Source organism: Pseudozobellia sp. WGM2 (assembly GCF_017810075.1).
Taxonomy (GTDB): Bacteria; Bacteroidota; Bacteroidia; order Flavobacteriales; family Flavobacteriaceae; genus JADNYK01.
In genome coordinates this window covers 443804-456147 of sequence record NZ_JADNYK010000001.1, presented here as the reverse complement: position 1 = coordinate 456147, position 12344 = coordinate 443804, and the positions used below count along the sequence as shown (strand labels likewise).

The following is a 12344-nucleotide window of genomic DNA, read 5'->3' as shown; positions in this document are numbered from 1 at the left end:
TGTATTTCTAAATCATGCTATAAAAATACTTGCAATCTTTTAATTACCCATGCAGCTTTCCATATTTTAATGTGAAGATTTTCAATAAACAGTGAATATTTAAGTTCAAACGCTTCCACACTACCTACATCTATCCCTTTAATTACTTCATCGCCCATATCTATATCAGAGCATTTACTGCTTCCCCTCCTAATTATAAATCCAATACGGGGTGTTCCTTTAATTTTTTTCTGCGCCCATGATACCATTTCATCTTAAGAAAATCAGAATTGTTTTTTTCTGTTGGCTACCCTGAAAAATTTGATGTGTAATTTACAGTAATAAGGACATTGGCTGAGTATTTCAGTCTATATGATAAGGACGATTTGTTAAAACTAATTATTCTCAAAGAGTAATGGAAAGAATTTGCCTTCCATTTTTTCACCTTTGGGAACGGGCGGAACTCCCTTTAAAAGTTCATCATTAGTATTACTTACCGTACCATCAGCAAAAACATTGAGCACAAATGCCCGCCTACTTCTATTTGATTTGTTTTCATAAGACCCGTGAACCATAAGCGGATGATGAAATGTGGCATACCCTTTTTTCAATTCAATGGCAATGGATTTTTTGAATTGTTCTTTTTGGTCTTCGTTCAAATAATTCATCAAACCGTTCATATCACCCGCTAATGAGGGCGCGTTTAACAATCCCCATTTATGACTTTTCGGTATATAATGTAGACATCCATTTTCTGTAGAGGCATCGTCCAATCCCGTCCAACAGGTTAGATGCTGCATGGCAATAGTTCTCGTCCAATACGAGTAATCTTGATGCCAGGCCACTACGCCACCATGTTTGGCAGGCTTACAGAAAAGTTGATCGTGCCAAAAGCGAACGGGTTTTTGTTCAAGCAGTTGGTGCGCTGCCATAACGAAAGCAGGGTTATATAGCACATCATGAAAACCACGGGTAATTCTCCAATGCCCTAACGAATGGAAAAGCACGGCATTTGGGTCTTCCGATTCATTACTATGAAACTCATAAAACAGATGGTGTAAAGGATGGTTTGGATCTAATATTTCATCAAGTTCTTTACGTAAAACATTGATTTGATGATCATTTAAAAGGTTAATTCCTGAAACATAACCCTCTTCATGAAAGTGATTTATCTGCTCATCGGTTAGTTTATATTGTTTCCATTCTTCTTTCGATTTGGGCCAACTGAACAAATCACTAATTAAATGATGTACTTCTGCCAAATCTTCTACTTCACCCATAGCATTATTACATTTGATTTAATAAATATACCAAATGGTTAAATTAATTTATAATTCTTTAAAAATATAAGTGTTGAAATAGTTTTTTATAATTTAGGACCTTGTCCAAAATAAAATTTTAGAAATGAAATATATTGTCTGCGAAAAACCTGGTGAATTTTTAATGAAGGAAAAGGAAGAGCCTCAAAGAAAACAAGGGGAAGCTCTTTTGAAAATCACCAAAGTTGGTATCTGCGGCACAGACTTGCACGCCTATGCCGGTAATCAGGCTTTCTTCACATACCCTAGAATTTTAGGCCACGAACTGGCAGCTGAAGTCGTCGAAATAGATGAAAACTCAAAAGGAATAAAAGCTGGTGACAAGGTTGTTATTATGCCTTATCTCAGTTGTGGCAAATGTGTTGCCTGCCGAGATGGTAAGACAAATTGTTGCACTAATATAGCGGTTTTAGGGGTACACACCGATGGAGGTATGCAAGAACGAATTACGGTACCCTCAGATATTCTATTGCCTGCCAATGGCTTAGCCGATAGTGAAATTGCAATTGTAGAATGTTTGGCAATCGGGGCACATGCCATTCGAAGGTCGAGCATCAAATCTGGAGAAACGGTGGTGGTTGTAGGCTGTGGCCCTATTGGTATTGGTATCATGAAATTTGCTCAGATTGAAGGTGCCAAAGTTATCGCCATAGATATGAATGCCCAGAGATTGGAATATGTTAAAAACGAAATCGGCATCGAATATACGGTTCTTGGTGGCAGCGATGCTGTTAAAGAAGTTTCTAAATTGACCGGTGGGGATATGGCCACTGCTGTTTACGACGCTACGGGTCATAAAGGTGCCCTAGAGAATGGTGTTGATTATATGGCACACGGGGGCCGTTATATTTTGGTCGGGCTCTCAAAGGGCGAATTGGTATTTACCCATCCGAAGATACATGCGAAAGAAACTTCGATATTATGTAGCCGTAATGCCACAATTCAAGATTTTGAATACGTAATGAACGTAATGCAACAAGGTAAATTTCCGACGGATAGCTTTATAACCCATACGGTACCTTACACTGAGATGATATCGAACTTTGATAGTTGGCTCGATCCTGCCAATGGAGTAATAAAAGCCACTGTTAATTTTTGAAATTGTGGCGCAGAAAATGAAAATTGACAGTCATCAGCATTTTTGGGTTCACGATAAGGAAAAGCATGCTTGGATAGATGATTCTATGTCCCAAATTCGCCGTGATTTTCTACCGGCAGACCTTAAACCTATCTACGAAACCCATAATATTGATGGTTGTGTAGCCGTTCAAGCTGATCAGTCTTTAGAAGAAACCGATTTCTTGATAAACCTTGCCGGCGCAAACGATTTCGTTAAAGGGGTTGTAGGTTGGGTCGACCTTAAGTCTAAAAAGATAGCGGCCGATTTAGACCGTTATTCACACCATAAAATATTAAAAGGATGGCGACATATCGTTCAGGGCGAAAAAGACCATAATTTTCTACTGAGACCCGATTTTTTAAACGGTATTTCACTCTTGAAGAATTACGATTACACCTATGACATTTTGGTGTTTCCACATCAATTGGGTGCAGTGCTTGAATTTGTCAAAAAATTTCCTAATCAAAAGTTTGTTATCGACCACATGGCGAAACCTTATATAAAAGATGGTTTTTTCGATGGATGGGCGGTCCTGATGAAAGAAATAGGTAAACATGAAAATGTCTTTTGTAAACTATCAGGAATGATTACGGAAGCTGATTACAACACATGGTCGGTAGAACAGCTAGAACCCTATATAAACTTGGTGATGCAAGCCTTCGGTACCAGTCGGGTCATGTTTGGTTCCGATTGGCCAGTGTGTATGGTCGCCGGTACATATACTCAAGTACTAAAAATTATAACTGACTATATCTCCACTTACAATGCAGAAGAGCAAATTAGGATTATGGGAGAAAATGCAATCGAATTTTACAATTTAGAAATGTAGGAATAAAGACCACGGACGGACGTTGGCACTTTAAAATTAAAAAGTAATGGATTTAAAACTAAAAGATAAAGTAGTAGTAATCTGCGGGGCTGCCGGAAAGGAAGGTAGTATCGGTGAAACCATTCTAAGCCGTTTGGTCGACGAAGGAGCGATACCCGCTATTATCGATAGAAATGACCGCGGATATCAATATGCAGAAAAAATACAGAAGAAAGGTATTGATGCCCTTTTCTGTAAGACAGATGTCACCAAACCCGAGGAAATTGAAAACGCTATACGAACGATTGCCGAAAAATACGGGAGAATTGATGTTGTACTTAACAACGTAGGTGTAAATGACGGAGTCGGCCTAGATGCCTCATATGAAGAGTTTATGCAATCGCTGAAACTCAATATGGTCAGCTATTTTTTAATCGTCAAACACGCACTCCCATTTTTGAAAAAATCAAAAGGAAACATTTTAAACATTGGTTCTAAGGTTGCGTTGACCGGACAAGGCAGAACCTCGGGTTATGCAGCCTCAAAAGGTGGTGTATTAGCTTTAACTCGTGAGTGGGCGGTCGATTTAGTTCCGTTTGGCATACGTTCAAACGCCATTATTATTGCTGAAAGCTGGACCCCATCTTACGATAGTTGGATCAAAACATTGCCGAACGGCGAAGCGAAATTAAAATCTATCGTAAAGAAAATTCCGCTAGAAAATCGCATGACCGAAACTTTAGAAATCGCCGACACTTGCTTATTTACTATCTCAGAAAGGTCGTCTCATACTACAGGACAGTTTATATTTGTAGACGGAGGTTACGTTCATTTAGACCGTGCTCTCTTGACCGAACAATAAAATCGTTACCAACCAAATACAGCATATGATTAAAGATGTGAAGTCCCCTGTGGTCTCAAAATCCGTATTACTACCATTTATACTTATTACCTCACTTTTCGCACTTTGGGGCCTGGCGAACGACATGACCAACCCCATGGTTCGTGGTTTTCAAAAAGTTTTAGAGCTTAGCAATACCCAAGCATCTTTGGTACAACTTGCATTTTATGGCGGGTATTTTACCATGGCGCTACCTGCTGCCTTGTTTGTAAATAAATACTCTTATAAAAAAGGAGTTTTGCTCGGTCTTGCGCTCTATGCCACCGGTGCCCTATTGTTCTGGCCTGCGGCTGCGAACGAAAGTTATGGCTTCTTTCTTGCGGCACTTTATATTTTGACTTTTGGGCTCGCCTTTTTAGAGACTACGGCCAACCCCTATATTCTGTCAATGGGTTCTGATGAAACCGCGACTAGACGGTTGAACTTCGCTCAAATGTTCAACCCCATGGGTTCGATAATCGGGCTCTTGATCGCTCAGAACTTTGTATTGGGTGCCTTACGTTCCGATGATGTGTCTGAAGAGGGCATTCCCATTTACGATACGCTCAACGAAGCAGGTAAAAGTATTATAAGAACCAGTGACCTTGAAATTATTAGAAATCCCTATGTCATATTAGGGGTCGTCGTGTTACTTTTCTTTCTAATTATAAGTTTGGTGAAAATGCCTCAGAATAAAAACCAAGAGGCCAAAGTTAAGTTTTCAGAGTCGGTCAAAAGACTTTGGAAACAACCAAGATTCGTTTTTGGCGTGGTGGCCCAAATATTTTATGTGGGAGCGCAAATCATGTGTTGGACCTATGTTTACCAATACGCAGAAACGCTGGGTATAGACGCTCAGTCTGCTGTGTGGTATGGGCTGGCGGGTTATATCGTATTTTTGGTCGGCAGAACTATTGGTACAGCACTGTTGGCTAAAATAGATTCTGGTAAATTATTAATGTACTTCGGCCTAGGAGCCATGCTTACCCTATTAGGTGCCATATTTTTACCTGGAATGTTAGGTATTTACGCCCTAATTTTTACCTCGTTCTTTATGTCCATTATGTTTCCTACGATCTATGGTATTGCACTCGAAGGGCAAGGTGAAGATGCTAAATTTGGGGCAGCCTTCTTGGTCATGGCCATTGTCGGTGGGGCCCTGCTCCCCTACCTACAAGGGTATATGCTCGATTTCGGAGGAGTTGGTTATGAAGATGTGACCTTTTTAGGAGTTTCAGAAATGCGATTCTCGTTTATACTCTCCTTACTCTGTTTTCTGGTAGTGGTTCTCTATGGAAAAAATGTATATCAGAAATACCATAAAACCCCAATCGATGAGTAATACAAAACGCTTTTGCTATTCTTGTGATTTAAAGGATGATAAAGAATTGATTGAAGAGTATAAGGCCCATCATGCACCTGGCTCGGTACCCAAAGAAATAATCGAAAGTATAAAAGATGCGGGGGTCGTTGCTATGGAAATCTATTTGACCGGAAATCGCATGTTTATGATTATGGAGGTCGATGAAACTTTTGACCCCATTAAAAAGGCCGAGATGGATGCTAACAACCCGGCCGTTCAAAATTGGGAAAAATTAATGTGGAAATTTCAACAAGCCCTACCTTGGGCCAACAATGGCGAAAAGTGGATTTCTCTAGACAAAATTTTCAAACTTGATTAGGCTTAAAGGCCTAGCCTACAAAATTTACAAGCGTTCCAATTTCGTCAATACTTATTCGAACTTCATCACCTGATTTGAGTGTAAATTCGTCCGGTGGTATAATGCCCGTGCCCGTCATAAGAAAACATCCGTTCGGGAAATTACATTCCCTGAATAAATATTCCACCAAATCAGTATGCTTACGTTTCATTTGACTGATCGGAATCTTATCGTTAAAAACTTGGTTTCCATTTCTCAAAATTTCCAGTTCTATTGTGGTCTCAGGGGCAATAGGCTCTTCTGGTACGTAAATACATGGTCCGAGCCCGGCACAACCTTCATATGTTTTGGCCTGGGGCAAGTACAAAGGGTTTTCGCCTTCTATACTTCGCGAGCTCATGTCATTGCCGATGGTGTACCCTTCAATACTACCTTGTGAACTTATAAATAGGGTCAACTCAGGTTCTGGAACATCCCAACCGGAATCTTTACGAATTCTTACGGTTCCTCCCTGGCCTACAGTTCGTTGCGGTGTAGCCTTGAAGAAAAGTTCGGGGCGATCTGCGTCATAGACCCTATCGTAAAAAGTGTCACCGCCTGCTTTTTTAGACTCCTCCATTCTTGCTGTTCTACTGCGCATATAGGTCACCCCCGATGCCCATATTTCATGACTGCCCATAGGTTTCTCCAAGTTTTCATTCTCTATATCTCCATTGAAATCTTCAAAGTGCACTAAATCATTTTTTAAAGCTTGAAATAAATTTTTTCGATTTAAAAAGACATCCCAATTATCGACACTTTTAAAATAGAATTTTGATTCATGTTCAATAATCGCACCTGTTGAAATTTTGTAGATTTTCATAAAATAGCCTTTGCTCGTTTTGTTTCTCTAAATGTAAAGTTTTTTTGTTGCTTTTTTAAGTATAAACCATACACTTTTAGGTTTTAATAGATATTGTTTTATCTTCGGCTTTCAATCTTAAAAACTATAAAACATGTTCGGCATCAAAGACAAGATTGCCATTATAACAGGTGCAAGTGGATCTCTTGCGGGCAGTATAGCAAAGAGTTTTGCTGAAGCCGGTGTTAAATTGGCATTACTGAGCAGAAAAGAATCTTCACTTACTGAATTAATCGAAGAAATCAATGCTATTGGAGGTTCTGCAAAAGCGTATGAAGCAGATATTCTTGATGAAAAAAGTTTAGAAACCGTAAAAGATCAAATACTTTCAGATTTTGGCAGAATTGATATTCTCTTGAACATCGCGGGAGGTAACTTACCAGGTGCGACTATTGGCGTCGATAAAACTATTTTCGATTTATCTATCGATGCTTTCAAAACAGTTACCGATCTAAATCTTAATGGTACCGTAATACCTTCGATAGTATTCGGTAAAGCCATGTCTGAACAAAAAGAGGGTGTAATTATCAATTACTCTTCTATGGCGGTGGAACGTGTAATTACAAGAGTTGCGGGATATTCCGCATCAAAAGCGGCCATGGAAAATTTCACCCGTTGGATGGCCGTTGAAATGGCCCTTAAATTTGGTGAAGGCGTACGTGTGAATGCTATCGCACCAGGATTTTTTATTGGAAAGCAGAACAGGGCTCTTTTGACCAATGAAGATGGGTCATATACCCAGAGAGGTGAAGACATTATTAGAAATACGCCCATGAAACGTTTCGGTGAAGTAGAAGAATTAAATGGCGCCGTGCAGTTTCTAAGTAGTGATGCCGCTAAGTTTATTACTGGCATTGTTTTACCTATAGATGGTGGATTTAGTGCATTCAGCGGTGTATAGACACCTAAAATTTAAGAACAACTTAATACCCTTACGATAATTATGGAACAAACATGGCGTTGGTACGGGCCTAGTGACCCGGTGAGCCTACAAGATATTAAGCAAGCTGGAGCTACCGGTATTGTTACCGCTTTACATCATATACCCAATGGTGAAGTATGGTCCGTTGATGAAATCAATAAAAGAAAAAACCATTTAGAGGAAAATGGTTTGGTTTGGTCTGTGGTAGAATCTTTGCCCATTCATGAAAATATAAAAACACAACAGGGCAATTATAAACAGCATATTGAAAACTACAAGGTGAGTCTAAAAAACTTAGCTTCTTGCGGGGTTACCACTGTATGCTATAATTTCATGCCGGTTTTAGATTGGACGCGTACAAGCCTTGATCTAGAAATGAAAGACGGCTCAAAAGCCTTATCCTTTGAATTTATTGCCTTGGCAGCCTTTGATCTTTTTATATTAAAAAGACCGAATGCAGAAGCCACCTATACTCAAGAACAGATTGATACCGCCAAAAAAAGGCATGAAGAAATGTCTGAAAATGATATCTGGGAGTTGGTAAAAACCATTATTGCCGGTTTACCCGGTTCTTCAGAAGGTTATCCGGTTCCCGAAAAAGGATTCGATTTGTCTAAATTTCAGACTATTTTGGACACTTATGAAAACATTGGTGAAGATGAAATGCGAAACAGCATTGTGTACTTTCTGGAGCAGGTAGTGCCTATTGCCGAAGAGGTTGGAGTTATGCTCTGTATTCATCCAGATGATCCACCATTCTCTATCTTGGGATTGCCTAGAATTATGGGAACGGAAGCAGATTATGCTTATATCTTTGATAAAGTACCTTCCATTCACAACGGAATTACCTTTTGTACCGGTTCATTAGGTGCAAGGGAAGACAACAATATTCCACAAATGTTCGAAAGATTCGCTGATCGGGTTCACTTTTTACATTTAAGAAGTACCCAAAGAGACGGCAAAGGAAATTTTTACGAGGCAAACCATTTGGAGGGAGATGTGCCTATGTACGATCTCATCAAATTAATCCTCAAAGAGGAAAAGAGAAGAAAAGAGGAAGGCAGAAAGGATAGTCTGATACCAATGAGGCCCGATCACGGACATCAAATGTTAGACGATCTGCATAAAAAAACCAATCCCGGTTATTCCGCTATTGGCCGCTTACGCGGTTTGGCAGAATTACGAGGATTGGAATTAGGTATTAGAAAATCTTACTTCGAAAATTAACTTCGAATGTTCTTGATCAAGGCCAAGGTATCTTTTACCTTGGCTTCAAGACCAGCATAGTCTTTACTCGCAAGAATGTCTTTACTTATAAGCTGTGAGCCCATACCCACACAGGTAACACCGGCGCCGAACCAACCTTTAAGGTTATCTTCTTCGGTACTTACCCCTCCTGTTGGCATAATGCTCGTCCACGGTTGAGGGCCTTTTATAGCTTTAACAAAGCCAGGACCATAGGTAGAACCTGGGAACAACTTGATGATTTCGCACCCTAGTTCTTCTGCTCTATTAATTTCTGTTAAAGTACCACAACCTGGTGACCAAAGCACTTTTCTACGGTTACAAACAATCGCGATATCTTCGCGAAGAGTCGGTGTTACAATGAAGTTAGCACCCATCTGCATAAACATACTAGCTGCCCCGGCATCGGTAATAGAGCCAACGCCCATAATCATGCCCGGCAATTCTTTAAGAGCAAACTTGTTCAATTCTAGAAAAACTTCGTAAGCGAAATCTCCTCGGGCGGTAAACTCAATTAAACGGGCACCCCCATCGAAACATGCCTTTAGCACTTTTTTACCCAATTCAATATCGGGGTGATAGAACAAAGGAACCATTCCTGTTTCCTTCATTACCTGAGCTACTTCAATTCTTGAATATTTAGCCATCTATATTTATTAAAATTTATGTTGTAGTTATTAAGTAGAGTTATTTTTATCGAGCCACCCTTCCGGATGCATCGCCGCCCATTAGTTTTTCAACTTCAGAAACAGTTACTAGGTTGGCATCACCTTTAATGGTATGCTTTAAGCAGGAAGCTGCCACTGCAAAATCGAGTGCGTTCTGATCGTCTTCGGGGTATTTCAACAAGCCATAAATTAAGCCGCCCATAAAAGAATCGCCTCCCCCCACTCTATCAACGATATCGGTAATTTGATATTGACGGGTCTCATACATTTTCTCGCCATCCCAAAGTACACCTGCCCATGTATTGTGTGATGCTGAAATAGAACCTCGAAGTGTAGTAATTACTTTTTTTGCCTTTGGAAATTTCTTCATCATTTGCTTACAAACCGATAAAAATGCTTCTGCCTTCACATCTGCACCATCTTTATGTACATCTAATCCTTCAGGGTGAATACCAAAGTGCTTTTCGGCATCCTCTTCATTTCCTAAGATAATATCGCAATACGAAGTCAGTTCGGTCATAATGGCTTCCCTATCTCCCCCATAATTCCAGAGTTTTGCCCTGTAATTTAAGTCGGTAGATATAGTGATACCCTTTTCGCTAGCCGCTTTTACCGCTTCTAAGCATACATCTGCAGCCCCTTGTGAAATGGCCGGTGTTATACCCGTCCAATGAAACCATTCTACACCTTCGAAGACGGCATCCCAATCAATCATTCCTTTTTCAATCTCCGCTATAGCGGAATGAGCCCTATCGTAAACGACCTTACTACCACGACTTACCGCGCCTGTTTCTAAAAAGTAGATGCTCAAGCGGTCACCACCATATACAATCTTATCGGTACCGACACCTCGTTTCCTCATTTCCATAAGGGCACATTCGCCTATATCATTTTTTGGAAGTCGAGTAACGAAATCTACCGGAACCCCGTAATTGGCCAAGGAAACCGCCACATTACTTTCACCACCGCCATAGACTACGTCGAAACTTGCCGTTTGAGAAAATCTTAAAAACCCAGGAGGGGACAATCGCAACATAATCTCCCCAAAAGTCACTACTTTTTTCATTATTTATTGATTAGTTAAATTCACTTTTTACGAATATAATGGATATTCTTGACAGCCCGAAAATAAAGATTTATGCCAAAAAAATGAGGCTATGATACTTATAAAAGTATGAATCGATATTCGTATAACAATAAATAAATCAAATGAGATATTTCTCTATTACATAGAGGTTTGAAAAGAAAAATTAGCTAGTGCATGTTATTCGATAACCACGTTCTCTAATTCTGTTTTAGGCGGTCTTTTATGCCAGTAAGAAGCTAAAATCGAACCTGTAATATTCATTAGCGGACCGAAAACTGCGGGGGCAAGCCCCATAGTTGCTATTTTGCCTAAGGAATTCGCTATGCCAGAAGCTAGTCCTCCATTTTGCATACCTACCTCAATGGCAATAGTACGTGCATCTTGTTCTGGCATTTTAAAGAGTTTGGCAAAGCCATAACCCAGACTATAGCCGAAAAGATTGTGAATCAATACGAGTAGCATCAAAATGCCGCCAATATCCAAGAGACTATCTCTACCTGCCGCGGTAATTATGGTTATAATAATACCGATGGCGAGCATCGACACAATGGGCATAGCTTTATCTAACCATTTGGTATTGAATAATTTGTTGAAAATAAGTCCAGCGCCAATAGGTAGAATAATCATCTTGGTAATGCTCCACATCATATCGAGAACATTAATTTCTATAAACTCACCTGCCAATAATTTCATCAAAAGTGGAGTGAGAAAAGGGGCCAATAAGGTCGCAATTGAAGTAATGGTAATCGAAAGTGCCAAATTCGCCTTCGCCAAGTAAGCCATAACGTTTGAGGCAACTCCGCTAGGTGAACAACCGATCAATACGATACCTGCCGCTATTTCTGGAGGAAATTCGCTCATCTTGGCCAAGCCGAAACCAACGATAGGCATAATCAATAACTGGGCGGCTACGCCTATCACCACACCTTTTGGAGTCTTGAACACCGAGGCAAAATCTTTGATACTCATAGAAGTACCCATACCGAACATTATTATCTGGATCAAAGGTATAATTAGCGCTGTAAGCTTAAAATCGCCGATATAGGTAAATAGATCAGGATAATAAAGTGCAACGGAAACCCCGGCGAAAATCATAGTGGTAAAAACGAGACCGTTCAATGACTGGTAGCCGCTAAAGCCGAGGGCCAAAAAAGCAAAAAACAATAAAAATGGTATACCGGCTTGCTGAATATTGCCAGAGACGATCATTGCGATAATCAATATCAATAAAACAGCCGAAATGCCTAAGCTAATGGAGTAAAGGTTGATTTTTTTCAAGGTATGGTATTTACACTAAAGTTTATAGGCTTGACGGGCAAGTAGTAGCCATTTATTTTTAATTTTTTGCCATGTCATCATAACACCGATACGAACGTCTGCAGGTTCCCCATTATTGGTTCCCTTAGCGACAAAAAGATGACGAGAGATACCGGTATCACCAGAAATTATCACACTATGATCTTCCGGAATTATAGAAGAAAAATCGAAAGAACCGGTCATTATAGCCTCTATATATTCTTTCTTATTCTCTATCGTTCCGCTCGAATGACCATAGGTAAGGTCTGTCATGGTCAGTTTATCAAGCTTTGTCTTGTTTTGGGTTACCATGGCTTCATAGAGCTCTGTTACCCCTTTTTCAATTTGTGATTTGGGGTATTCAGACTGGGCATTACCTACAAGGGTAACCAGCCCGAGCAAAGCATAGAACAATATCTTATTTTTCATTTCAATAATATGTAAATGTTTATTAGGTA

At 39.9% G+C, this 12344-nt stretch carries 14 protein-coding genes; 7 read left to right on the top strand and 7 right to left on the bottom strand.

Annotated features, from left to right (window positions below):
• Window positions 1-17 precede the first annotated feature (17 nt).
• Window positions 18-158: a hypothetical protein gene (locus tag IV512_RS01945; protein WP_209400121.1), complete on the bottom strand. Its 141-nt coding sequence runs from the start codon at window positions 156-158 to the stop codon at window positions 18-20.
• A gap of 216 nt (window positions 159-374) precedes the next feature.
• Window positions 375-1259: a phytanoyl-CoA dioxygenase family protein gene (locus IV512_RS01940; RefSeq protein ID WP_209400119.1), complete on the bottom strand. Its 885-nt coding sequence runs from the start codon at window positions 1257-1259 to the stop codon at window positions 375-377.
• Window positions 1260-1383: 124 nt separating this feature from the next.
• Here IV512_RS01940 and IV512_RS01935 point away from each other — a divergent pair, with 124 nt between their 5' ends.
• The 5 genes from IV512_RS01935 to IV512_RS01915 are packed head-to-tail and all read left to right on the top strand — an operon-like array spanning window position 1384 to window position 5788.
• Window positions 1384-2397 carry a zinc-binding alcohol dehydrogenase family protein gene (locus IV512_RS01935; RefSeq protein WP_209400117.1) on the top strand — a complete coding sequence of 338 codons (1014 nt, stop codon included), beginning with the start codon at window positions 1384-1386 and terminating at the stop codon, window positions 2395-2397.
• A 16-nt stretch (window positions 2398-2413) separates the two neighbouring features.
• Window positions 2414-3247, top strand: a complete 834-nt coding sequence (locus tag IV512_RS01930; protein ID WP_209400115.1) for an amidohydrolase — start codon at window positions 2414-2416, stop codon at window positions 3245-3247.
• A gap of 46 nt (window positions 3248-3293) precedes the next feature.
• Window positions 3294-4088 carry an SDR family oxidoreductase gene (locus tag IV512_RS01925; RefSeq protein ID WP_209400113.1) on the top strand — a complete coding sequence of 265 codons (795 nt, stop codon included), beginning with the start codon at window positions 3294-3296 and terminating at the stop codon, window positions 4086-4088.
• Window positions 4089-4113: 25 nt separating this feature from the next.
• Entirely contained in the window at window positions 4114-5448 is a 1335-nt protein-coding gene (gene fucP / locus IV512_RS01920; protein ID WP_209400111.1) for an L-fucose:H+ symporter permease, read from the top strand.
• On the top strand, window positions 5441-5788 hold the full coding sequence (locus IV512_RS01915) for an L-rhamnose mutarotase (RefSeq protein WP_209400109.1): 348 nt from the start codon (window positions 5441-5443) through the stop codon (window positions 5786-5788). The genes fucP and IV512_RS01915 overlap by 8 nt, the downstream gene beginning before the upstream one ends.
• A gap of 10 nt (window positions 5789-5798) precedes the next feature.
• Here IV512_RS01915 and IV512_RS01910 read toward each other — a convergent pair whose 3' ends face one another.
• Entirely contained in the window at window positions 5799-6629 is an 831-nt protein-coding gene (locus IV512_RS01910) for a fumarylacetoacetate hydrolase family protein (RefSeq protein WP_209400107.1), read from the bottom strand.
• Between the two features lie 133 nt (window positions 6630-6762).
• Here IV512_RS01910 and IV512_RS01905 point away from each other — a divergent pair, with 133 nt between their 5' ends.
• Together IV512_RS01905 and uxuA are read left to right on the top strand one after the other, a co-directional pair.
• Window positions 6763-7569 carry an SDR family oxidoreductase gene (locus tag IV512_RS01905; protein ID WP_209400105.1) on the top strand — a complete coding sequence of 269 codons (807 nt, stop codon included), beginning with the start codon at window positions 6763-6765 and terminating at the stop codon, window positions 7567-7569.
• Window positions 7570-7611: 42 nt separating this feature from the next.
• Window positions 7612-8817 carry a mannonate dehydratase gene (gene uxuA / locus IV512_RS01900; RefSeq protein WP_209400103.1) on the top strand — a complete coding sequence of 402 codons (1206 nt, stop codon included), beginning with the start codon at window positions 7612-7614 and terminating at the stop codon, window positions 8815-8817.
• Here the strand turns inward: uxuA and IV512_RS01895 are convergent.
• From IV512_RS01895 to IV512_RS01880, 4 genes are all read right to left on the bottom strand, one after another.
• Window positions 8814-9482: a bifunctional 4-hydroxy-2-oxoglutarate aldolase/2-dehydro-3-deoxy-phosphogluconate aldolase gene (locus IV512_RS01895; RefSeq protein WP_100868760.1), complete on the bottom strand. Its 669-nt coding sequence runs from the start codon at window positions 9480-9482 to the stop codon at window positions 8814-8816. The genes uxuA and IV512_RS01895 overlap by 4 nt on opposite strands.
• A gap of 46 nt (window positions 9483-9528) precedes the next feature.
• A complete protein-coding gene (locus IV512_RS01890) occupies window positions 9529-10569 on the bottom strand; it encodes a sugar kinase (protein ID WP_209400101.1) in 1041 nt (346 codons plus the stop codon).
• A gap of 198 nt (window positions 10570-10767) precedes the next feature.
• A complete protein-coding gene (locus IV512_RS01885; protein WP_245224642.1) occupies window positions 10768-11868 on the bottom strand; it encodes a bile acid:sodium symporter family protein in 1101 nt (366 codons plus the stop codon).
• A 15-nt stretch (window positions 11869-11883) separates the two neighbouring features.
• A complete protein-coding gene (locus IV512_RS01880; protein WP_209400099.1) occupies window positions 11884-12315 on the bottom strand; it encodes a nuclear transport factor 2 family protein in 432 nt (143 codons plus the stop codon).
• Window positions 12316-12344: the final 29 nt, after the last annotated feature.

What these genes read in the sequence shown, in the direction of transcription:
- IV512_RS01945 (WP_209400121.1), bottom strand. Translation starts at nt 158, where the DNA reads ATGGGCGATGAAGTAATTAAAGGGATAGATGTAGGTAGTGTGGAAGCG.
- IV512_RS01940 (WP_209400119.1), bottom strand. Translation starts at nt 1,259, where the DNA reads ATGGGTGAAGTAGAAGATTTGGCAGAAGTACATCATTTAATTAGTGAT.
- IV512_RS01935 (WP_209400117.1), top strand. Translation starts at nt 1,384, where the DNA reads ATGAAATATATTGTCTGCGAAAAACCTGGTGAATTTTTAATGAAGGAA.
- IV512_RS01930 (WP_209400115.1), top strand. Translation starts at nt 2,414, where the DNA reads ATGAAAATTGACAGTCATCAGCATTTTTGGGTTCACGATAAGGAAAAG.
- IV512_RS01925 (WP_209400113.1), top strand. Translation starts at nt 3,294, where the DNA reads ATGGATTTAAAACTAAAAGATAAAGTAGTAGTAATCTGCGGGGCTGCC.
- fucP (WP_209400111.1), top strand. Translation starts at nt 4,114, where the DNA reads ATGATTAAAGATGTGAAGTCCCCTGTGGTCTCAAAATCCGTATTACTA.
- IV512_RS01915 (WP_209400109.1), top strand. Translation starts at nt 5,441, where the DNA reads ATGAGTAATACAAAACGCTTTTGCTATTCTTGTGATTTAAAGGATGAT.
- IV512_RS01910 (WP_209400107.1), bottom strand. Translation starts at nt 6,629, where the DNA reads ATGAAAATCTACAAAATTTCAACAGGTGCGATTATTGAACATGAATCA.
- IV512_RS01905 (WP_209400105.1), top strand. Translation starts at nt 6,763, where the DNA reads ATGTTCGGCATCAAAGACAAGATTGCCATTATAACAGGTGCAAGTGGA.
- uxuA (WP_209400103.1), top strand. Translation starts at nt 7,612, where the DNA reads ATGGAACAAACATGGCGTTGGTACGGGCCTAGTGACCCGGTGAGCCTA.
- IV512_RS01895 (WP_100868760.1), bottom strand. Translation starts at nt 9,482, where the DNA reads ATGGCTAAATATTCAAGAATTGAAGTAGCTCAGGTAATGAAGGAAACA.
- IV512_RS01890 (WP_209400101.1), bottom strand. Translation starts at nt 10,569, where the DNA reads ATGAAAAAAGTAGTGACTTTTGGGGAGATTATGTTGCGATTGTCCCCT.
- IV512_RS01880 (WP_209400099.1), bottom strand. Translation starts at nt 12,315, where the DNA reads ATGAAAAATAAGATATTGTTCTATGCTTTGCTCGGGCTGGTTACCCTT.